16 protein-coding genes are annotated in these 20,882 nt (G+C 72.4%); 11 read left to right on the top strand and 5 right to left on the bottom strand.

What is annotated here, in order from left to right:
- Positions 1-82 precede the first annotated feature (82 nt).
- Complete coding sequence (locus AB0K65_RS15285) at positions 83-1,468, top strand: FAD-binding protein (protein WP_365716487.1); 1,386 nt, start codon at positions 83-85, stop codon at positions 1,466-1,468.
- Positions 1,469-1,553: 85 nt separating this feature from the next.
- On the opposite strand, the gene AB0K65_RS15280 is transcribed toward AB0K65_RS15285, so the two are convergent.
- The gene (locus AB0K65_RS15280) at positions 1,554-2,774 is read right to left on the bottom strand and encodes a saccharopine dehydrogenase C-terminal domain-containing protein (RefSeq protein ID WP_365716485.1); all 1,221 of its coding nucleotides are present in this window, start codon (positions 2,772-2,774) and stop codon (positions 1,554-1,556) included.
- Between the two features lie 161 nt (positions 2,775-2,935).
- Between AB0K65_RS15280 and AB0K65_RS15275 the strand changes: the two genes are divergently transcribed.
- Both AB0K65_RS15275 and AB0K65_RS15270 read left to right on the top strand, forming a co-directional pair.
- Positions 2,936-3,667 (top strand): TetR/AcrR family transcriptional regulator, encoded by a 732-nt coding sequence (locus AB0K65_RS15275; protein ID WP_365716677.1) that lies wholly within the window; start codon positions 2,936-2,938, stop codon positions 3,665-3,667.
- A gap of 65 nt (positions 3,668-3,732) precedes the next feature.
- Positions 3,733-4,272: a hypothetical protein gene (locus tag AB0K65_RS15270; protein ID WP_365716483.1), complete on the top strand. Its 540-nt coding sequence runs from the start codon at positions 3,733-3,735 to the stop codon at positions 4,270-4,272.
- Positions 4,273-4,369: 97 nt separating this feature from the next.
- Here the strand turns inward: AB0K65_RS15270 and AB0K65_RS15265 are convergent, their stop codons facing one another.
- Positions 4,370-5,239: a LysR substrate-binding domain-containing protein gene (locus AB0K65_RS15265; RefSeq protein ID WP_365716481.1), complete on the bottom strand. Its 870-nt coding sequence runs from the start codon at positions 5,237-5,239 to the stop codon at positions 4,370-4,372.
- 120 nt (positions 5,240-5,359) lie between these two features.
- On the opposite strand from AB0K65_RS15265, the gene mgrA reads away from it, so the two are divergent.
- Positions 5,360-6,352, top strand: a complete 993-nt coding sequence (mgrA, locus tag AB0K65_RS15260; protein ID WP_365716675.1) for an L-glyceraldehyde 3-phosphate reductase — start codon at positions 5,360-5,362, stop codon at positions 6,350-6,352.
- Positions 6,353-6,411: 59 nt separating this feature from the next.
- On the opposite strand, the gene AB0K65_RS15255 is transcribed toward mgrA, so the two are convergent.
- The gene (locus tag AB0K65_RS15255; protein ID WP_365716479.1) at positions 6,412-7,206 is read right to left on the bottom strand and encodes a GNAT family N-acetyltransferase; all 795 of its coding nucleotides are present in this window, start codon (positions 7,204-7,206) and stop codon (positions 6,412-6,414) included.
- Between the two features lie 98 nt (positions 7,207-7,304).
- Here AB0K65_RS15255 and AB0K65_RS15250 point away from each other — a divergent pair, with 98 nt between their 5' ends.
- Positions 7,305-8,282: a GNAT family protein gene (locus tag AB0K65_RS15250; RefSeq protein ID WP_365716673.1), complete on the top strand. Its 978-nt coding sequence runs from the start codon at positions 7,305-7,307 to the stop codon at positions 8,280-8,282.
- Positions 8,283-8,606: 324 nt separating this feature from the next.
- On the opposite strand, the gene AB0K65_RS15245 is transcribed toward AB0K65_RS15250, so the two are convergent.
- Together AB0K65_RS15245 and AB0K65_RS15240 are read right to left on the bottom strand one after the other, a co-directional pair.
- Positions 8,607-9,755, bottom strand: coding sequence for a S1 family peptidase (locus tag AB0K65_RS15245; protein ID WP_365716477.1), 1,149 nt, complete (start codon positions 9,753-9,755; stop codon positions 8,607-8,609).
- Between the two features lie 228 nt (positions 9,756-9,983).
- Positions 9,984-13,268, bottom strand: coding sequence for a LamG-like jellyroll fold domain-containing protein (locus AB0K65_RS15240; RefSeq protein WP_365716475.1), 3,285 nt, complete (start codon positions 13,266-13,268; stop codon positions 9,984-9,986).
- A gap of 794 nt (positions 13,269-14,062) precedes the next feature.
- On the opposite strand from AB0K65_RS15240, the gene AB0K65_RS15235 reads away from it, so the two are divergent.
- The 6 genes from AB0K65_RS15235 (at position 14,063) to AB0K65_RS15210 (ending at position 20,825) form a co-directional block, all read left to right on the top strand.
- Positions 14,063-15,148 (top strand): ABC transporter substrate-binding protein, encoded by a 1,086-nt coding sequence (locus tag AB0K65_RS15235; RefSeq protein WP_365716473.1) that lies wholly within the window; start codon positions 14,063-14,065, stop codon positions 15,146-15,148.
- Positions 15,149-15,411: 263 nt separating this feature from the next.
- Positions 15,412-17,130 carry a sugar ABC transporter ATP-binding protein gene (locus tag AB0K65_RS15230; RefSeq protein WP_365716471.1) on the top strand — a complete coding sequence of 573 codons (1,719 nt, stop codon included), beginning with the start codon at positions 15,412-15,414 and terminating at the stop codon, positions 17,128-17,130.
- A complete protein-coding gene (locus tag AB0K65_RS15225) occupies positions 17,127-18,098 on the top strand; it encodes an ABC transporter permease (RefSeq protein WP_365716469.1) in 972 nt (323 codons plus the stop codon). The genes AB0K65_RS15230 and AB0K65_RS15225 overlap by 4 nt, the downstream gene beginning before the upstream one ends.
- Complete coding sequence (locus AB0K65_RS15220; RefSeq protein WP_365716467.1) at positions 18,095-19,150, top strand: ABC transporter permease; 1,056 nt, start codon at positions 18,095-18,097, stop codon at positions 19,148-19,150. Before AB0K65_RS15225 ends, AB0K65_RS15220 begins: the two co-directional genes overlap by 4 nt.
- 138 nt (positions 19,151-19,288) lie before the next feature.
- A complete protein-coding gene (locus AB0K65_RS15215; protein WP_365716465.1) occupies positions 19,289-20,308 on the top strand; it encodes a LacI family DNA-binding transcriptional regulator in 1,020 nt (339 codons plus the stop codon).
- A gap of 136 nt (positions 20,309-20,444) precedes the next feature.
- The gene (locus AB0K65_RS15210; protein WP_365716463.1) at positions 20,445-20,825 is read left to right on the top strand and encodes a hypothetical protein; all 381 of its coding nucleotides are present in this window, start codon (positions 20,445-20,447) and stop codon (positions 20,823-20,825) included.
- Positions 20,826-20,882 lie beyond the last annotated feature (57 nt).

The following is a 20,882-nucleotide window of genomic DNA, read 5'->3' as shown; positions in this document are numbered from 1 at the left end:
CCGGGCTCCGGACCGGCACGTCGCCGCACGCCCGCTCGGCAGGGGAAGGCGGCGCCCTGACCCCGCGTCGACTGGAGTAAGCGTGACGTCTCCTCGCCTTCCCGCGCAGCAGCCCGCCCCGGGCGTCGCCCCCGGCGCCCGCGGTGTCTTCGACGCGGCCCCCGCCCTGGACGGGGAGCTGTGCTTCGACCAGGCGTCCCTCGCGGCGGCGTCCGCCGACTTCGGCGGTCTGGTCCGCCAGGCACCCGCCGCGGTCCTCCGGCCCGGCTCGGCCGAGGACGTCGCCGCGATGGTCCGCTACTGCCGGGAGCGAGGGCTGAAGGTCGCGGGGCGGGGTCAGGGGCACTCCACCAACGGCCAGGCGCAGGTGCCCGCCGGGCTCGTCGTCGACCTCGGCTCCCTGGATTCCGTCGAGATCCAGGACGGCACCGCCCTGGTGGGAGGCGGCGCGCGGTGGAGCGCCCTGGTCCGGGCCTCGCTCACCCGGGGCCTCACCCCGCCTGCCTTCACCGACTATCTGGAGCTGTCCGTCGGCGGCACGCTGTCCGCCGGCGGCCTGGGCGGGCAGATCGGCCGGTACGGTACGCAGGTCGCCAACGTGCTCGAACTCCAGGTCGTCACCGGCGAGGGCGAGATCGCGACCTGCTCGCCCACTGTGCGCCCCGACCTCTTCCGTGCCGTCCTCGGCGGTCTCGGGCAGTGCGCGATCATCACCCGCGCCACCCTCTCCCTCGTTCCCGCGCCCCGCTCCGTACGGCACTACGTCCTGTTCTTCGACAGCGTGGCCGCGCTCACCGCACGGCAGGCCGCACTCGTCGAGGAGGGACGGTTCGACTACCTCGTCGGCCAGGCGCTGCCCACCCCGGACGGCTGGACCTACATGATCGAGGCGGCCGCCTACGACGGCACCGCCGACGACGACGCACGGCTGACGGACGACCTGGGTCACACCTCGCTCGAGGTGCGGGACGTGGACTACTTCGACTTCCTCAACCGGCTCGCCCCGGCCGTGGAGGCGTTCACCGCCATGGGCGAGTGGCAGCGTCCCCACCCCTGGTACGACAGCCTGCTCCCCGCGTCGACCGTGAACGAGGTCGTGACGGAGACGCTGTCCGGCCTCAAGGCGACGGCGCTCGGCGCGAGCGCGGTCGTCCTGCTGTACCCCGTCCCCACCGCCCTGTGCCGGACCCCGCTGCCGGTCATGCCCGACGGCGAGCTCGCCTACCTCTTCTCCCTCCTCAAGACGGCCTCCCCCGGAGCGGATTCCGCCGAGGAGATGGTGGCCGCGAACCGCCGCCAGTACGACGCCACGCTCGCCGCGGGCGGCCGCTGGTACCCCATAGGTTCGGTACCGCTCACCACGGACGACTGGGTGCGGCACTTCGGCTCCTTCTGGCCGGAGTTCCGGGCCGCCCGGCACCGCCACGACCCGGACGGCATCCTCACGCCCGGCCAGCGCATCTTCTGACCGAGACGCGGACAGGTGCGCGCACGCCGCCGGTACGGGCGCCGTGGGGCAAGGGGGTCCTGACCGGGCGAGCGGGGCTCCGGTCCTACTCGCGCACGCCCCACGGCGAACCGTAGGCGGTCAGCAGGTCCAGGAAGGGGCGCGGCGGCAGGGCCTCCGGACCCAGCACGCCCGTCCCCGCCCACACTCCCGAGGCCAGGAGTTCCAGCGCCACGACCGGGTTGACGGCGGTCTGCCACACCACGGCCTGGGAACCGTACTCGCGCATGGACCACTGGTTGTCCACCACGTGGTAGAGGTACACCTCGCGTCGGCGGCCGTCCTTCGTGCCCGTCACCCAGGTGCCCGCGCAGGTCTTGCCGGTCATGCGCTCGCCCAGCGTGGCCGGGTCAGGAAGGCAGGCGGCGACCACGTCACGGGGGGAGACCCGCACCGGCTCGCCGTCCGCGTCACGGACGCCGACCGGCCGGGTCGAGTCCAGTCCGAGCGCGTGCAGGGCCTTCAGCTTGCCGATGAAGTCGTCGCCCAGTCCGTACTTGAAGGTGACCCGCCGGGCGTCCACCCAGCGCGGGACGAGGAGCACCTCCTCGTGCTCGACGTTCACGCACTCGACCGGTCCGATGCCCTCGGGGAAGTCGAACACCTCGGGCTCGCTGAACGGCTCGGTGGTGAACCATCCGCGCTCGCGCTCGTAGACCACGGGCGGGTTCAGGCACTCCTCGATGGTCGTCCAGATACTGAAGGACGGCGCGAAGTCGTAGCCCTCGACGGTGAGGTTCGCACCGTCGCGGATGCCGATCTCCTCGATCTCGTCGAAGAGTTCGTCGGCTGCGTACCGGGCGAAGACGTCCGAGAGACCCGGCTCCACCCCCATGCCGACAAGGGCCGTCCGGCCCGCCTTCTCCCATGCCTCGGCCCGTGCGAACTGCTCGTCGCCGAGCTTGACGCCGCACTCCCGGTAGGGCAGGTCGGGGTGCGGCCGCGACAGCGACATCGCCATGTCGACGTAGTGACAGCCCGCGGTGAGGGACGCCTCGAACAGCGGCATCACGAAACGCGGATCGGTCGCGTTCAACAGCACGTCGCACCGCTCCCGGGCGAGGAGCGAGACGACGGCGGACTCGTCGGAGGCGTCGATCCGGCACGCGACGAACCGGCAGGCTTCGTCCTCGAGCGCCGCCACGGCGGCCTCGGCACGGGCGATGTCGTAGTCGGCGACCACGAAGTGGTCGAAGAAGTCCCGGCGGGCCGCGATCCGGGTGATCGCGGTACCGACGCCGCCGGCGCCCACAAGCAGAACACGCATGACGAATCCCTCTCTCCGTGAGGTTCGCGGAGGTCCGCGCCTCATGGAAGGGGATGAAAGCGGGGCGGGCGGACTAAGGTCAATGGTGTTGGCATAAGGCCCCCGGCCACGCCGCCGTTCGGCGCGGGCGGCGAGGGCCGTCTTCGGAGGGAAGGCACATGATGGCGAAGCAGGTCGTCCCCGAGGGGGCCCGCAGGAGGAGGCGTCCGACCCGGCAGGGGACCGTCCTGTCGGAGCGGCTGATCGTCGAGACCGCCCTGCGGATGCTGCGCGAACACGGGAGCGCCGGGCTGTCCGCCCGTCGGCTGGGCGCCGCCCTCGGCGCCGACCCGAGCACCCTCTACCGCTACTTCGACGGCATGGACGGCCTCACTCTCGCCATCGGCGAGGAGTTGATCGGCCGGGCCCTCGACGGATGGGCGGCCACCGGCCGTTGGCGCGCCGACCTGCGGGCCCTCGGCCTGCGCATCCACGGCGCCTATCTCGCCCACCCCCAGGCGGCCCTGTTGACGGCCGGCCGCGTGACGGGCCGCCCCCGCGAGATCGCCGCCGACGAAGCCGTGCTCGGCATTCTCCGCACCGTCGGTTTCCCCGACCCTGAAGCGGTCCTGATCTACCACGCCTTCATCGACCAGAGCCTCGCCTTCGCGGCCCTGGACGCCGGCTCCCTCGCCCTGACCGAGGCGTCCCGGATCTCCGACGAACAGCAGTGGGAGTCCACCTACGCGCGGCTGCCGGCCGAGGAGTACCCGCACATCGCGGCCACCGCGCCCCTGCTCGCCGCGCGGATGACCCACAGCGCGTACCCGGTGGCCCTGGACATGCTGCTGTCGAGCGCCGAGGCCCGGCTCCAGGCGCTCCGGCCGGAAGCGCGGCCCGTGCGCGCACCGTGACGGTGGATACGCGCAGAGCACGGGAATCCCACCCACCGGGACGGAACCCGCACTACAGTGCGGGCATGTTCAGATCAGGGGTGGGGTTCCTCGCACTGTTCGGTGCGGGCTGGTGGCTGCTGGGCACGAGTGCCTTCGACGGCTGGGTCCGGCCGGTCGCGATCGTCGTGGGGTGCGCGCTCGCGCTGGGTCTGATGCTGGCGGCGCAGAGGCTGCTGCCCGCGTCGGCGGGTGGGCCGTTACCGGCACACCTGCGACGGCGGTTCCACCGGATCAACGCGCTGCAGTGGCTCCTCATCATCGTCATCGCCGTCGTGTGCGGCCGCGCCGGATCTCCGGTACTGATCCCGCCGCTGGTCGCGCTGGTGGCCGGACTGCACTTCCTCCCGCTCGCCGTGGTCTTCTCCCAGCCGCGCCTGCGGCTGCCGGCCGCCCTTCTCGTCCTGGCGGGGACCGGCGGCCTCGCCGTATGGGCGACGCACGGCCCGGACACGACGGTGCGTCTCGTCGTCGGCGTCACCGCCGCGCTGTCCTTGTGGACCACGGCCGCCTGGACGGTGACCGGTGCGGCGTCCGCCCCTCGCGAGCCCGTGCCCACGCCGTGAGTCCGCCGGCCCGCACCGGCCGGTTCGGGCCGCCGATCCACCCGGGGGTCGTACGGACGACACTCCGGCGGCGTGACAGGACGACGGGATACGGGAGCTACAGGAGTTCCAGCAGGGCCCGGGCGGCGGGGCTGGTGGCCTGGGCAGGCGGCAGCAGGGCGACCGTCTCGTAGACCGCCCCTCCGGTGCCCTGCACGGGGAGGGCGCTCAGCGCCTCGCGCTTGTGCCGGAAGTGCCGGGGTACGGCGGCGATTCCGAGGTTCTCGTCCACCAGGTCGAGCAGGCTGTGCACGTCGTTCACCTCCAGGGCGACCTTGCGCCGCACGCCCGCGGCGGCGAAGGCGGCGTCGGTGGCCCGGCGCGGGCCCCAGTCCGGGTGGAAGTCCACGAAGACGTGCCCCGCGAGGTCGTCGGGCACGAGGGCCGCACCGGCCGAAGCGAGCGGGTGCCCGGGGTGGCACAGCAGGGTCATCGGCTCGGTCGCGAGCGGCACCGAGCGCAGCTGGTCGGAGTCGGCTCGGGTGCGGTACGCGAAGGCCAGGTCGAGGCGGCCCGCGGCGACGTCCTCGGCCAGATCGAGGGATCCCGACTGCCGCAGCCGGATCTCCACGTCCGGGTGGCGTCGCCGGAACGCGGCCAGCAGCCCCGCCGCGTACACACCGGCGATGCACTGCTCCGTGCCCAGCGCGAGCGTGCCGCGCAGCACGCCCTGCACCGCCGCCACCGCGTCGTGCGCCGCCCGCACCTGCGCCAGGATCCGCTCCGCCTCGCCCAGCAGCGCGCGGCCGGCCTCCGTCAGCGTGACCCGACGAGTGGACCGTACGAAGAGCGGCGCCCGCAGCTCCCGCTCCAGCGCGCGGATCGACGCCGACAGACCCGACTGGGAGACCATGAGCCGCTCGGCGGCCCGGGTGAAGTGCCTGTCCTCGGCGACGGCGACGAAGTGCCTAAGGTGACGCAGTTCCATGATTGAGCAGCCTAACCATTGAATCCCATCGGATTCTCCTGTTGGACCGATGGTCGCAGACCAGGGCAGATTGGGTGCAGCCCACTCCTGGGACCGCACCCCTCACGCCATGGAGTCGTGTTGTACACCGCACACCCCGGCCGTTACGCCGACATGCCCTTCCGTCGCTCCGGACGCAGTGGCCTCCGGCTTCCCGCCCTGTCACTGGGCCTGTGGCACAACTTCGGCCCGGACCGCACGGCCGAGACCCAGCGCGCCATCCTGCGCCGCGCCTTCGACCTCGGGATCACCCACTTCGACCTGGCGAACAACTACGGCCCGCCGCCCGGTGCGGCCGAGTCCGCGCTCGGTGGCTTCCTGAAGTCGGACTTCGCCCCCTACCGCGACGAACTGATCATCTCCACGAAGGCCGGGTACCTGATGTGGCCGGGGCCGTACGGCGAATGGGGCTCGCGCAAGTCCCTGCTGTCGTCGCTGGACCAGAGCCTGGGCAGGCTGGGTCTGGACTACGTCGACGTGTTCTACTCGCACCGCTTCGACCCGGACACTCCCCTGGAGGAGACGATGGGCGCCCTGCACTCGGCGGTCCAACAGGGCAAGGCTCTCTACGTCGGCGTCTCCAACTACTCCGCCGAGCAGACCCGCGAGGCCGCGCGCATCCTCGCCGAGCTCGGCACTCCGCTGCTCATCCACCAGCCGCGCTACTCGATGCTCGACCGGCGCCCGGAGGAGGAGGGCCTGCTGGACGCGCTCGACGAACTCCGGGTCGGCTCCATCGCCTACTCCCCTCTGGAGCAGGGCCTGCTCACCGGTCGCTATCTGGACGGAATCCCCGAGGACTCGCGCGCCGCGAGTGACAGCCCCTTCCTGAACCGCGACGCCGTGACCGCGGAGCTGGTGTCCCGGCTGCGCGCCCTGAACGACATCGCCGCGTCCCGGGGCCAGAGCCTCGCGCAGCTCGCCCTCGCGTGGGTGCTGCGCGGCGGGCGCGTGACCTCCGCCCTGGTCGGGGCGAGCAGCGCCCGTCAGCTCGAGGACAGCGTGGCCGCCCTCGGCGGCCTCGACTTCGACGCCGAGGAGCTGGCCCGCATCGACGCCGTGGTCCGGCCGTGAGCCGGCCTGTCGGTACGCGGGCCACCGGAGCGCGGTGACGGGAGCGCGCGGCCCCGATGTCACCCGGTCCCCGGCGCGGTGAAGGTGGCCTCGGAGAACCGGGTGACCTCCGAGAAGCCGAGCCTGCGGTAGAGCGCGACGGCCGTGGCGTTGTCCGCGCGGACGTTCAGCCCGATGTGGTCCACGCTCCGGCCGAGCCGGTGGCAGAGCGCGGCCACGCAGGCTCCGCCCGCCCCCTGGCCCCGTGCGTCGGGGTGCGTGGTGACGTTCCCGAGCGCGGCGACGCGGTAGGCGGGCGAGTAGACGTGCACCCCGGCGACGGCGACGAGCCGTCCGTCGCGCCGGGCGCCCACGTACTGGCCGGTGTCCAGCATCCTCCGGTCGAACCAGTTGCCCGGATACGCCTGCGCGAACAGCGCGAGCAGCTCCGGCAGGTCGGCCCGGCCCAGCGGAGCGGGCAGCCAGGGGCCGTCCTCGGGCGGGACCGCACGGCCGGGGTCGGTGAGCGCCATGCGGACCAGGGTGTCGTTCCGCTCCACCGCATAAGCCGACTCCAGGACCTTGGCCCCCGCACCCGTCAGGTGACCGAAGAAGCGCCGGGGCAGGACGGGCAACAGCGCGCCGGCCAGCTCCTCCAGCTCCGCGGCCTGATCGGGGCGGGAGAAGGCGATCAGGGTCGGGATGTCGCCGACCGCGTACAGCAGCGCGACGGGGCCGCTGTCCGACACCGTGTACCAGGTGGTGTAGGGCCACAACAGGTCGTCGAGGTCGCCCAGTTCCATCAGGTGCATCTCCGGGTCGCTCCCGAAGCGGGCGGCCAGGACGGATCGGTCGTGGAGGGTACGCAGGGTCACCCGCTCAGCCTACGGCGCCATGGCCCGGGTGCGGCGGCGGGCATGCTGCTAGCGTACATACCGAACGCTTGTTACGTACTCCGGAGAGCGAGGCCCTCATGTTCACGCTGCCGCTCGGCGACCACGCCGTGCTCCGCCCCCTGGAGCCCTGGCAGGCACGGGAGTTCCTCGCCCACATCGACCGTTCCCGCGGCTCCGTCGATCCGTGGATCCCCTGGGCGACGTTCAGCACCGACCTCGTGTCGGCCACGGCCACCCTGCAGCGCTACGCCGACCGCCAGGCCCAGGACGCGGGACGGATCTACGGGATCTGGCTGGACGGCACGCTGGTCGGCGGTGTCATGTTCACCCGGTTCGACGGCGCCTCCGGGGTGTGCGAGGTCGGCTGCTGGGCCGAGCCGGCCGGGGAGGGGCGGGGCCTGGTGACCCGGGCCTGCCGGGAGTTGATCGACTGGGCCTTCCGGCAGCGCGGGATGAGCCGCGTCGAATGGTGGGCGGCCGCCGGCAACACCCGCAGCATCGCGGTCGCGCGACGGCTGGGCATGAGCCGCGACGGCGTCCTGCGGAGTCACTCCTCGTACCGGGGCCGCCGGTACGACGTGGAGGTCTGGTCGCTCCTGGCCGACGAGTGGCCGCCGACGGGGGACGCGTCCGGGGCCGGCGACCGCGCCGAACTCGACCGGCTGATGGGTGTGTTCGTCGGCGCCTTCACCAACACGGACGGCCGCAGGCCCGATCTCGACGTCATCCGCGAGGTCTTCATCCCCCAGGGACGGATCATCGCGAACACCGGTGACGAGCCGGTCATCCACGATCTCGACGCGTTCATCGCGCCACGGCAGAGGATGCTCACGGACGGGACGCTGACGGAGTTCTCCGAGTGGGAGGTCGCCGAGCGGACGGAGGTCGTGGGATCGGTCGCCCACCGGTTCAGCGAGTACCGCAAGTCCGGCTTCCGTCACGGCGAGTGGTTCGAGGGTTCGGGCCACAAGACCACGCAGTTCGTCCGGACGCCGGCGGGGTGGAGGATCGCCTCGCTGGCCTGGGACGACGACCCCGCCCCCGCCTCCACCTGACCGGGGCGGCGGTCACTCGAAGAACTTCAGGCTCCCGCCGGTGTCCGCGTTCGGACCGGGTACGCCGGCCCGGCGGGGCCCGACGCGCTTCGCGGTCCCTCCCGTGCCGTTCGACGCGGTGACACACCAATGGACGCATGCGGGGCGGTATCCCGGCCGACTGACGGGGTGTCGATGCCCGCGGCGCCCGACAGCAGCCGGTCCTCGGAGCGCCGTGGGCGCCCTGACGGGGAGCTTCACCCGGGACCGAACCGGGACGGCGAGACGGGCTCCTTCCGGGCGCGGTGACGCCCGGAAGGAGCCTTCGTCGTGCTCCGGCACCCGTCAGGCCGTGTGCAGGGTCAGTCCGTAGCGGCCGAGGATCTCGTTGACGGGCTGGAACCACGTCTCGCCGCCGGAGGAGCAGTTGCCCCAGCCGCCGGAGGTGACGCCCTGGGCCTGGTCACCGCTGATGAACGCGCCGCCGGAGTCGCCGCCCTCGGCGCACACGCTGGTCTTCGTCATCTGGTGGACGGCGCCCTGGCTGTAGTTCACCGTCTGGTTCTTGGCCAGGACGGTGCCGCAGTGCCACCGCGTGGTGGAGCCGGAGCGGCAGATCGACGCGCCCACGGGCGCCTCGGCGGAGCCGCGCACCAGCCGGTCCGGGACGGTGCCCCAGCCGAGTACCACCGGCACCGTCCACCAGCCGCTGTGGATGCTCACGTACGCGTAGTCGTCGCCGGGGAACGACGAGCCCTGGAAGGTGCCCATGGCGGATCCGTCCCAGCCGCGCACCGCCGCCCCGGCCCGTCCGCAATGGCCGGCGGTCACGAATCCGCCGTGCACGGAGAAGCCGATCGAGCAGCGGACGTTGCCGGTGTAGTACGGGTCGCCGCCGACGGTTCCGGCGGCGTACGTACGGGGCGCGGCGGCGGTCTCGGCCGTGGTGACGAGGCCGGTGTCGCGGGCCTTCGCCAGGAAGGCGCGGACGGCGGGCGTGGTCCGCTCGGCGCGCACGACGGTGACGACGACGCTGTTGGAGCGGGGGTCGACGTGCCAGCCGGCCACGCCCGCCGGGGCGGAGAGCGCGTCCAGTCGCGCCTTGGCCCGGTCCAGCTCCGCGGCGCTGTGCCGGACGATCCGGGTGTCGGCGCCGAGCGCGCGCACCTCGGCCTCCTCGGTGCGGTCGGTGAGGGCGACGACGAGCCGTCCCGTGGCGGGCTCGAACCACGACCCGGCGTAGTCGCCGCCCGCGGCCTTCCGGGCGGGCGTCTCGACGGCCGTCGCGGCCTTCTCCGCCCGCAGCCGCTCCTCCGCCTGGGCGGCGGTCAGTCCGAAGTCGTGGCGCAGGGCGTCGAGCAGACCGTCCGAGGCGGACGGGGAGGACGGGCGCGGCTCGGGCAGGGGGGCGGCGTTCGCGACGCCTGCGGAGCCGAGACCGAGGACGAGCATCAGCGCCGCGGCGGCGGAGCGAAGGGGCATGGTGCGTGTCACGAGACCTCCTGGTGTGGGGGCACGGAGCGCGTGAGAGCGCTCTCAGGTGTTCGGCGGCCACGGTAGGCCCCGAGGGCATGACAGGTCCATACCAAGTTTCGGCCGTCGGTCGCTCGGTGCTCACGCCCCGGCGGCGGACACGCCGGAGACCCGGTGCGCGCCGAGCCGGCTCGCGCACCGGGGAACCCGGGCCGCCCGGCTCCGGCCGCGCGGCCCCGCGAGCCTCCCTCAGGGACGCTCGGACGTGTGGAGCGCGGCCACCTCCTCCGGGGAAAGCGCCTTGTCGAAGGCGTGGACCTGGTCGATCGCGCCGTTCCAGAAGTCGACGTTCCCGCCGCCCCAGCGGGCGCGCCCCACCGCGAGCGGGCCGGTGCTCACATCGGCCGGCCCGGACGGCGCCGTCGCCACGAGCGCGCCGTCGACATGGAGCCGGATCTCGTTCCTGTCCGCGTCCCGCACGCCCACCAGGTGGTACCAGCGGCCGAGTCGAGGGGTCGTGACGTGCCGGGCTCGGTTCCCGCCCGACGTGCTGAACGCGAAGGCGCCCTGCCCGTACTGCAGGTAGAACGGGTTCTCCTGGCGGCGTCCGTCCTGGCTCACCGCGGTGGCGTAGTTGCCCGGCAGGGAGTCGAGCGTGGCCCACGCGGAGACGGTGTAGCTCGCGGTCGTGTCGATGACCGGGCCGTCGGTCTCGGCGTAGCGGCCCTGGCCGTCGAACGTCAGCGCGCTGCCGCGGACCCCGGAGGTCCACGCGGTGCCCTCGGTCAGGGTGAGGGTGTGGCCGTTCGGGCCGGAGTCGCGGGCGACGGTGCCGGAGCCCTCGTCCAGGGACCAGGCCCCGCCGCCTGCGGCGGGGGTGCGCCCGCCGGCGGCCGCTCCGGCGGCGATGACCTTGCGGTTGATGTCACGGACGCGCACCGGGTCGACCTTGATCTCCCGGCGGTCGTACGTGTAGAGGCCGTTGAGCTCGTTCTCCAGGTCGGAGATCTGGGTGTAGACGGAGCCGGAGAGTTCGGCGCCGGCCGCCTCCAGGTAGAACCGCTCGGTGTTCTCGACGTACGTGCGGGTCAGCGCCTCCTTGTCGGCGACGCCGCTGTAGATCACGGTCGGGGCGCCCGGCCACATGTGCCCGGGGGTGCGCAGGGTGAAGCCGCCGTGTTCGCCGTCCATGGCGGCCCGCCGCGTGTCGGGATAGGCCGGGTCGGTGTTGTTGTAGTCGTGGTGGTCGATGATGTCGCCCTTGCCCGAGTCACCCTTGGAGTTGCAGCAGTTGACCCCGCTGTGGGCGTTCACGACACGGGAGGGGTCGCCCGCCTTGACCGACTCGGCGATGCGCCCGGTCTCCTCGCGGTCCCACTCTCCCCAGCCCTCGTTGAAGACGATCCAGCCGATGACGGACGGGGAGCTGTGGTGCTGCCGCATCATCTCGCGGCCCTGGTCGACGAAGGCCCTGCGGCCCGCCTCGTGGGTGAGGTTCCCCGAGACGAAGTCCTGCCAGACCAGCAGCCCCAGCCGGTCCGCGTGGTAGAACCAGCGCGGCGACTCCACCTTGATGTGCTTGCGGACGGCGTTGAAGCCGAGCCGCTTATGCGCTTCGAGGTCGAAGGCGAGCGCCTTGTCGCTGGGCTGGGTGTAGAGGCCGTCGGGCCAGAAGCCCTGGTCCAGGGTGGCCAGGGAGAAGACCGGCTTGCCGTTCAGCACGAGCTTCGGGAAGCCGCCGACCTTCTCGATCCCGATCTTCCGCATGCCGAAGTAGCCGTCGACCCTGTCGGCCGACTTCCCGTCGGTGAGCCTCACCTCGAGGTCGTACAGGTACGGGTCGTCCGGGCTCCACAGGCGCTGCTTCGCCACCGGCAGGCGCAGCGCGGCGTTCGCGGGTCCGGTGACACGGCCGACGACCCTGCCCCGCGCGTCGCGGGCGACGGCGTCGACGCGGGCCCGGGACGTGGCGTCGCCGGACGCGACGGTCACCGCCAGACTGCCGGAGTCGACGTCGGGCGTCGTGACGATGTCGTCGATCGACACGGGGGCGACCGGCTCCATCCAGACCGTCTGCCAGATGCCGGAGGACTGGGTGTAGAAGATGCCGCCCGGATGCGTGGACTGCTTGCCCGTCGGCTGGTTCGCGCCGCCGGTGTCGGTGACCGCGACGACGATCTCCTGCGGTCCGGTGCCCTCGAGCGCGTCGGTGACGTCGGCGCCGAAGGCGTTGTAGCCGCCCGTGTGCTCGGCGACCTGCTTGCCGTTGACCCATACACGGGCCTGGTAGTCGACCGCGCCGAAGTTCAGCTTCAGCCGGTTGCCCTTGCCGGCCGCGCCCACCTTCCAGTCCTTCGGGACGGTGACGAGGCGGCGGTAGAACATGTGGTCCTCGTGCCGTTCGACACCGGAGAGCTGGGACTCCACCGGGAAGGGCACGATGATCCTCTCGTCGAGGTCCTTGCCGAAGACGGGCTGCTCCCCGGTGGCGGCACCGGCGAACTGCCAGGGCCCGTTGAGGTTCTTCCACTTGGCGCGGACCTGCTGCGGGCGCGGGTACTCCGGCAGCGGGTTCTTCTCGTCCAGCTCGTCGCCCCATTCGGTGGTGAGACGGTGGGTGGAGGCGTTGGCCGCCGTGCGCAGGATCCGCGGCACGGTCTCGCCGCCGTTCTTGAGGCCGCCCTGGCCGTCGTAGTCGACCCGGACCTGCTGGTTCTTCTGGATCGGCTCGGCGAGCGTGACGAGCGCGGCGTGCGGGTCGTCCGGCGCGACGGCGACCGAGCTGATCGGCATGGGCGTGGTGTCGGCCTCGACCGTGAGGTGGTCCTTGACCGCCGCGAGGCCGGAGACCCTGTCGTCGAACCTCAGACGCAGCTGCCGACCGCTCTCCGGGACGGTCGGCTCGACCGGATAGACCTCGAAGTCGGCGGGCGGCGTGAACGCCGACTCCGGCACGAGCTGTTTGCCCATCGTGGGAGTCGACCAGCGCAGGAACATGTTCGCCCCGCCGACGTCCTGGAACATCTCCAGGCGGAACTGGTGCTTCTCGCCGGCCACGAGACCGACCGGGGCGCTGGTCTGCTCCCTGTCCCAGTCGGGTACCCAGTGGTCGATGACCGGCTTCCCGTCGATGAAGAGGCGGAAGCCGTTGTCGCCGATGCCGTGGAAGGTGTACGCGCCGGTGATCGGCGCCTCGATCAGGCCCGTCCAGCGGGCGGTGGTGTGTTCACTGCGGCCGGTGAGGCTCTGGAAGGTGCCGGTCAGCCCGGCGAAGTCGATCCGCGGGTCGAGGGACGTGCCGCCGAGTTCGGCGAAGTCCCGGGCGCCGGGCGCCGACATGGCGAAGTACTCGCCCTTGAGGCCGTGCACCTCGATGGCGGCGTCGTGGGCGGTCGCGAGCGACCGCGAGGATACGGATCCGGCCGGCTCCGCGGCCGAGGCGGTGGGGGTCAGGACGCTGGTGGGCAGTACCAGGGCGGCCGCGGTCAGCAGCGCCCGGATTCCCGTGCGGGAGCGGGTGTTTCGTCGTGTCATCGAGTCTTTCCTCGTGGAGAGGGGATTCGGAGAGCGGCCGGACCCGGAGGGGACGTGACGGCGCGACCACCTCGGTGAGCGGCGGTCCTCGGGATGGGTGTCCGGCGGGGCCCCTCCCTCGCGTCGGCGGGCTCTGCGCGACGGCGCGGCGGGAAGCGGGCATGACGGGGCGTCAGAAAGACGGTGGCGGTACGGGGTCTCGGTACGGCGGGTGTCGGTGTGACGGGGTGTCGGTACGGAGGGGCGGGGCGTCACTACGAGGTCTCGGGGGACGGCGAGTGATGGTGTGACGGCGTGTCGGTACGACGGGTCGGTAGGGCGGGTCGACATGACGGCGGGGCGGCCGGCGGGTGTGCCGACCACGCGCCGGGCAGCACGGGACGACCCTCATTCCAACGTTGGAAACATGCGTGCAGCGGAATGACAGCACGCCGCCCTGAGGCTGTCCAGACCCCGCGCACCGACGAGGTGATGCGACGTCATCCGCCGTGCAGGTCGGCCCGGTTGACTGCCGGAGCACGCCGGGCAAGGCGTTCCGGAAACGTCGCGCCGCACTCTTGCCCCGCTTGCCGACCCACCGTTATAACGTTGTAAAGCCGGAGCCACCGCCCGTCGGCCGACCGCTCCGACTGGCCATTCCCGCAGGTCAGAGCCTTGATCTCGGTGACCTACGCCGTTTTCCCTACGCATGCGCCAGATCTGCCGGCCCGTCGCGGCAGACCCGCTCCGCCCGATCACCCCGCGCGACCGCACGCCACTCGGTGGTGCTGTCCCCCGCCAAGGAGTGTTCCCCGATGTTCCTTCCGCAGAGATCCCGCACGTTCTCCGTCGCGTGCGTCGTCGCCACCACCGTCACGATGGCGCTCTCCGGCTGTGCCAAGTCGGAGACCACCGACCACACGGGCGGCGACGCCGGCCAGGGAGCGCAGACGGTGCAGACGCCGACGGCCTCCGCGGGCCCCGGCTGCACCCTCACCGCGTACGGCGCGCCGAAACTCGACCTCGAGAACGCGATCGTCGGCTTCTCGCAGTCGGAGAAGGAGGCCAACCCCTTCCGTATCGCGGAGACGCAGTCCATCAAGGACGAGGCCGCGAAGGCCGGGGTCAGGAAGCTCCTCACCACCAACGCGCAGTCGCAGCTGTCCAAGCAGATCAGCGACATCCAGGACATGCTGGCGCAGGGCGCCCAGTTCCTGATCGTCGCCCCGCTCAACTCCGACGGCCTGGAGCCCGCCTTCCAGGCCGCGGCGGCCAAGAAGGTCCCCGTCCTGACCATCGACCGCAAGGTCAACGCGACCGCGTGCGAGGACTATCTGGCGTTCCTGGGATCGGACTTCGTCGAGCAGGGCAAGCGGGCGGCCGACGCGATGATCAAGGCGACCGGAGGGAAGGGCAAGGTCGCCATCCTGCTCGGCTCGTCGGGGAACAGCGTCACCACCGACCGCACCAAGGGCTTCGTCGACCGGGTCGCGGCCGAGGCGCCGGGACTGGAGATCGTCGCCCAGCAGACCGGCGAGTTCGCCCGTGACAAGGGCCAGCAGGTCATGGAGCAGCTGATCCAGTCCAAGCCCGGCATCACGGCGGTCTACGCGGAGAACGACGAGATGGCCCTCGGCGCCGTCACCGCGCTCAAGGCGGCGGGCAAGGCTCCCGGCAAGGACATCAAGATCGTGTCCATCGACGGGACCCGCAACGCCGTCCAGGCCCTGGCCGACGGCGAACTCAACGCCGTCATCGAGTCCAACCCGCGGTTCGGGCCGCTCGCCTTCGCCACCGCTCGGAAGTTCTACGCGGGCGAGGGCATCGCCGAGGACGTCATCATCTCGGACCGCGCCTACGACCCGTCCAACGCCAAGGAATCCCTCGGCGGAGCCTACTGACCGGTCCGCGACCGGGCGGGACGCGGCTTCCGGCCGAGCCGCGCCCCGCCCTGGACGGTGAGGGGACGGCGGGACCGCCGACGCCCTCCCCGCTCACGGCGGTCCCGCAACCACCCAGCGCGAGCACCACGTCCCGCCCACGGCGGGCCCCGCGTTCCCCGACGGCGAGCACCACGTCCACCCACGCCGGCCCCGGTCCACCGACGGCGCCGCGCGGACGCCCCCTGACGATTCCCACGATCCATCTCCGGAAGGCCACGTTCATGGCACCCCCCGAAGCGGCAGCGTCCGCGGCGAGCGGCACCGAGCCCTCGCCCGCGCCGACGGTGCTGGAGGCCCGCGGCGTCGGAAAACGCTTCCCCGGCGTGGTCGCCCTCGACGACGTCTCGTTCACGCTGCGCGCGGGCGAGACCCACGCGCTCGTCGGCGAGAACGGCGCCGGCAAGTCCACCCTCGTCAAGGTCCTCACCGGCGTACACCGGCCGGACAGCGGCGAACTGCTCCTGTCGGGGCGGCCGGCGCGGTTCGCCCGCCCGTCCGAGGCGCAGGCGGCCGGTATCTCCACCATCTACCAGGAGGTGAACCTGGTTCCCCTGATGAGCGTGGCCCGGAACATCTTCCTGGGCCGCGAGCCGAGGAACCGCTTCGGCCTGATCGACTTCGCGCGGATGCACGCCGAGGCGACGGCACTCCTCGACGGGTTCGGTGTCACCGTCGATCCGCGCCGCCCCCTGCACACGCTGGGGATCGGTACCCAGCAGATGGTCGCGCTCGCCCGCGCGGTGTCGGTCGAGGCACACGTCGTCGTCATGGACGAGCCCACGTCGTCCCTGGAGCCCCGCGAAGTCGATACCCTCTTCCGGGTCATCGGCGACCTCCGCCGGCGGAACATCGCCGTCGTCTACGTCAGCCACCGCATGGACGAGCTGTACCGGATATGCGACCGGGTCACGGTGCTCCGCGACGGGCGGCACGTCCACACCGGCGAGCTCGCCGCTCTCGACCGCGTGCGACTGGTCTCCATGATGCTGGGCCGGGACGTCTCCGAGGTACGCCGGCACGGCATGACGAGCTTCGGCGCCAAGGGCCATGACATCGCGCGCACGCCGGTGCTGACCGCCGACGGCCTGGTCCGAAGGCACCAGTTGGACGGTGTGTCGCTGGAGCTCCACCCCGGCGAGGTGCTCGGCCTCGGCGGCCTGCTCGGCTCCGGCCGCAGCGAGACCGCGAAGGCGCTGGCCGGCGCCCTTCCCCTGGACTCCGGTGAGGTCCGCGTCGACGGCGCCCCGCCCGGGCGCCTCTCCTCCGCGAGCGCCATCCGCGCCGGGATCAGCCTGCTGCCCGAGGACCGCAAGGCGGAAGGCATCGTCCCGGGCCTCTCCGTCCGCGAGAACATCGTGCTCGCCGCACTCCCCCGGCTCTCGCGCGCGGGCATCGTCTCGCGAGCGCGGCAGGACCGGGTCGTCGACGCCTTCATCCGACGGCTGCGGATCAAGGCGTCCAGTCCCGAGCAGAAGGTCGGCGAACTGTCTGGGGGCAACCAGCAGAAGGTCCTCCTGGCGCGCTGGCTCTGTCTCGAGCCGAAGGTGCTGCTGCTCGACGAGCCCACCCGAGGTATCGACGTCGGGGCGAAGGCCGAGGTCCAGGCCCTCATCGACGACCTTGCGCGGGAGGGACTCGCCGTCCTGCTCATCTCGTCCGACATCGAGGAACTCGTCGAGGGCGCCGACCGGATCGTCGTCCTCAGGAACGGCGGCACCGCCGGGGAACTCGTGGGCGAGAACGTGACCGAGGACGCCCTGCTCGCCGCCCTCGCGGACCACGGCCCTCCCCCGGACACCCCGGGGACTCCGCTCCCGTCCGCCCCCGCCGGCCCGCCCGGCGCCGGACCTGACGTCGACCCCACCGTGCCCGCGCCGCGACCGCCCGCCGGAGCACAGGACCGGGACCCGGCCACCGGCACCGAGGAGGACCCCCGATGACCACCCGGGCCCCCGCGGCACCGGCTCGCGCCGCCGCGACCCGGCCGGTCGCCGCCTGGTTCCAGGAGTACGGCGTGTACGCCGCCGTGGCCGTACTCCTGCTCTTCAACGCGGTGTTCACCGACCACTTCCTCACCGCCGACAACCTCAGGACCCAGCTGATCCAGGTCGCCCCGATCGTCATCGTGTCCCTCGGGATGGCCCTGGTGATCGGCACGGAGGGCGTCGACCTCTCCGTGGGCTCCGCCATGGCACTGGCCGCGGCCCTGCTGCCGCTGTACCTCGGGTACGGACTCGTGCCCGCCCTGGTCATCGCCGTGCTCGCCGGCGCGGTCGTCGGCGCGATCAACGGCACCCTGGTGTCGGTGGTCGGGCTGCAACCCATCGTCGCGACCCTGGCCCTGTTCGTCGGCGGCCGCGGTCTGGCCCTGGTGATGGCGGACGGCCGGCTCAAGCAGATCGTCAACCCCGACCTGCTGGCCCTCGGCACCGGCAGCCTCCTCGGCGTCCCACTGGTCGTGCTCGTCGCCGGAGGGCTGGCGATCCTGGTGGCCCTCCTCGTCCACCGCACCACGTTCGGGCGCCAGGTCGTCGCCATCGGAGGCAACCGGTCGGCCGCCGCCCTGGCCGGACTGCCCGTCAAGCGCGTACTGACCGGGGTCTACATCCTGTGCGGCGTGTTCGCCGCCCTGGCCGGGGTGCTCGCCACGGCCCGCCTCACCGCGAGCGACCCCTCCTCGCTGGGCACCCTGATGGAGCTCTCGGCCATCACCGCCGTGGTGGTGGGCGGCACCCCGCTCAGCGGCGGCTCCGTCCGGGTCCTGGGCACGGTGGCCGGTGCGCTGCTGATGCAGCTGCTGCGCGCCACGCTCGTCACGCACGATCTTCCCGACTCCACCGCCCAGATCGCCCAGGCGGCCATCATCGTCGCCGCCGTCTACGTCGCACGGGAGCGCCGATCCCGATGAACCTCACCTCACCCCTCACCACCCGGCGGAAGGGCGCCCCGTCGCCCCCGCCCCCCGGACGCGCGGCGGCCGAGGACCGCACGGGCGCCGAGGTGTCCGTCTCCGCACGCCTCCTCTCGCTGGTGCAGCGTCAAGGCGTGCTCGCCGTCCTGCTCCTCGTCGTCGTGATCGCCTCCTTCGCCTATCCCGCCTTCGCCACCCTCGACAACTCCCGCGGTGTGCTGGTGCAGGCGTCGTTCCTGGCGATCGTGGCGCTCGGCATGACGCTGGTGATCATCACCGGGGGCATCGACCTGTCCGTCGGTTCCGTCTTCGCCCTGGGCGGCGTGCTCGCCGCCTGGGCCTCGCAGTGGGGGCTGCTGCCGGCGCTGCTCGTCCCCCTGGTGGTCTGCGGAGCGATCGGCACCCTCAACGGTCTGCTGATCGCCCGTGCGGGGATGGCGCCGTTCATCGTGACCCTCGCCTCGCTGCTGGGGGCACGCGGGCTGCTGCTCGCCCTCACCGACGAAGGCGCCACGACCTACCTCGTGCCCAAGGGCTCGGCGTTCGGCGAGCTGGGCCAGGGTGGCGTCGCCGGCTTCGGCTACCCGATCCTCGTCGCTCTCGCGCTCTTCGGCGCCGGCGGCCTCATCCTCCAGCGCACCTCGTTCGGCCAGACCCTGTTCGCGGTCGGCGGCAGTACCGACGCCGCCACCCTGATGGGGCTGCCCGTCGCCCGCGCCAAGGTGACGGTGTACGTGCTCAGCGGACTCCTCGCGGGGTTCGCCGGAGCCCTCAACGCGGCCCGGCTCTCGTCCGGAGTGACGATCATCGGCGCGGGCATGGAGCTCGACGCCATCGCGGCCGTCGTCATCGGCGGGACCCTGCTCGTGGGCGGCGCCGGCTCGGTCAGCGGCACCCTCTGGGGCGTCCTGCTGCTCGCCGTGATCCAGAACCTGATCAACCAGATCGGCTCCCTGAACTCGTCGTACCAGTCGGTGGTCAGCGGCGGCTTCCTGATCCTCGTGGTCGTCGCACAGCGGTACGTTTCACGCAGCAGAAGAACGCTCTGACGCCACGGCGGTCACGCGAACGCCCGGCCCACCGGAGTCCCGGGGCAGGGGCCCTCCCGGGTCCCCGGCACCGGTCACCGGCCACCCGTCCGGCCGTCCACCGGCCCCAGCCGATCAGAGCCGAAACAGAGGAGTTCCGTGGGCGTCAGCCTCAAGGACGTCGCGCAGCGGGCCGGCGTCTCGATCAAGACCGTCTCCAACGTGGTGAACAACTATCCCCACGTCACGCCCCGAATGCGCGCGAAGGTGCAACAGGCCATCGACGAACTCGGCTACCGTCCGAACCTCACGGCCCGGCACCTGCGCAAGGGCCGCACCGGCATCATCGCCTTCGCCGTGCCGGAGCTCGGCAACCCCTACTTCGCGGAGCTGGCCGGCGCCGTGATCGACGCGGCGGCCCAGCACGACTACACCGTGCTCGTCGATCACACGGCGGGACTGCGCGAACGGGAGCTGCTGGTCTGCCAGGAGTTCCGCTCCCACGTCATCGACGGACTGATCCTCAGCCCCATACATCTGGAGAACGACGATCTGCTCGCCCGGCAGGAGACCTCGCCACTGGTCCTGCTCGGCGAGCGGGAGTACGAGGCCCCGTACGACCAGATCGCCATCGACAACGTGGCGGCGGCCCGTCACGCGGTCGGCCATCTGCTCGACCTCGGGCGGCGGAGGATCGCCTTCCTCGGCTCCCGTACCGGCCGCGAGCGGCAGCCCGCCCACCTGCGCCTGCGGGGCTGGCGCGAGGAACTGGCCGCCGCGGGTCTGGAAGCCGAGGAGGCCCTGGTCGTCGCCACCGACGGCTACGGCCGCGGCGACGGAGCGGCGGCCATGGCGGCGCTCCTGGACCGGGGCGCCCGGCCCGACGCTGTCTTCGCGTACAACGACCTCATCGCCCTCGGGGCCATGCGCACTCTGACGGAACGCGGCCTGCGGGTGCCCGAGGACATCGCCGTGGTCGGCTTCGACGACATCGAGGAGAGCCGTTTCGGCGCGATCAGCCTCACCACCGTCGCCCCGGACAAGCAGGCGATCGCCCGGCACGCCGTGGACCGCCTCGTCGCACGGCTCGTCGGCGGGCCCGTGTCCGAGGCCCGGCGCATCAGGCCCGGGTACCGGCTCGTGATCAGGGAGTCCACGGGCGGCGGCTCCCACCCGTGAGGTCTGTCCCCTCATTCCCCCCGGGGGGACAGACCTCGGGGCCTGTCACGACGACCACGAAGAACGCCCTCCACCGCCGGCCGCCACGTCCGGCACGCGCGTCCCCACCGCCGTCCGTCTGCCGCGAGGACTCATCATGCCCCGACCCACGATCCGCCGTCGGCCGTTCGGCACAGCCCCGAGCGGCCCGCTGCTCCGCGCCGCCCGGCTGGCCGCGCCGGGCGAGAAGCGTGTCATGGACGTGTGGACCACCGCACCGGGCTTGCAGGTGTACACGGCCAACCGGCTCGACGGCTCCCTCACCACCGCGGACGGCCTCCCCCTGCGCCGCCACGGAGCCGTGTGCCTGGAGACCCAGCACGTCCGGGACGCTCCCAACCGACCGGACTACCCCAGCGCGGTGGTCCGGCCAGGCCCGTCTCACCCGCGCCGCACCGAGTTCCGCTTTCCCGCCGCGCCGCGGCGGACCGGGCGGACGACGCCGGAGACGGCCGGGCGGACCGCCGGCCTCGGCTGACAGCACGGCCCGGGGGATACCGGAGGCGGGGACCGCGTTGTCGTGCACCGTGCGCCC

The organism is Streptomyces sp. NPDC053755, assembly GCF_040677675.1.
In the GTDB taxonomy this organism is placed as follows: domain Bacteria; phylum Actinomycetota; class Actinomycetes; order Streptomycetales; family Streptomycetaceae; genus Streptomyces.
The sequence above is the reverse complement of the archived record's forward strand: the minus strand, read 5'-3'. Positions and strand labels throughout refer to the sequence as shown.

Excerpts from the sequence above, each read along its gene's own strand:
- AB0K65_RS15280 (WP_365716485.1), bottom strand. The coding sequence starts at position 2,774 with ATGCGTGTTCTGCTTGTGGGCGCCGGCGGCGTCGGTACCGCGATCACC.
- AB0K65_RS15275 (WP_365716677.1), top strand. The coding sequence starts at position 2,936 with ATGGCGAAGCAGGTCGTCCCCGAGGGGGCCCGCAGGAGGAGGCGTCCG.
- AB0K65_RS15270 (WP_365716483.1), top strand. The coding sequence starts at position 3,733 with ATGTTCAGATCAGGGGTGGGGTTCCTCGCACTGTTCGGTGCGGGCTGG.
- AB0K65_RS15265 (WP_365716481.1), bottom strand. The coding sequence starts at position 5,239 with ATGGAACTGCGTCACCTTAGGCACTTCGTCGCCGTCGCCGAGGACAGG.
- AB0K65_RS15250 (WP_365716673.1), top strand. The coding sequence starts at position 7,305 with ATGTTCACGCTGCCGCTCGGCGACCACGCCGTGCTCCGCCCCCTGGAG.
- AB0K65_RS15240 (WP_365716475.1), bottom strand. The coding sequence starts at position 13,268 with ATGACACGACGAAACACCCGCTCCCGCACGGGAATCCGGGCGCTGCTG.
- AB0K65_RS15235 (WP_365716473.1), top strand. The coding sequence starts at position 14,063 with ATGTTCCTTCCGCAGAGATCCCGCACGTTCTCCGTCGCGTGCGTCGTC.
- AB0K65_RS15230 (WP_365716471.1), top strand. The coding sequence starts at position 15,412 with ATGGCACCCCCCGAAGCGGCAGCGTCCGCGGCGAGCGGCACCGAGCCC.
- AB0K65_RS15225 (WP_365716469.1), top strand. The coding sequence starts at position 17,127 with ATGACCACCCGGGCCCCCGCGGCACCGGCTCGCGCCGCCGCGACCCGG.
- AB0K65_RS15220 (WP_365716467.1), top strand. The coding sequence starts at position 18,095 with ATGAACCTCACCTCACCCCTCACCACCCGGCGGAAGGGCGCCCCGTCG.
- AB0K65_RS15210 (WP_365716463.1), top strand. The coding sequence starts at position 20,445 with ATGCCCCGACCCACGATCCGCCGTCGGCCGTTCGGCACAGCCCCGAGC.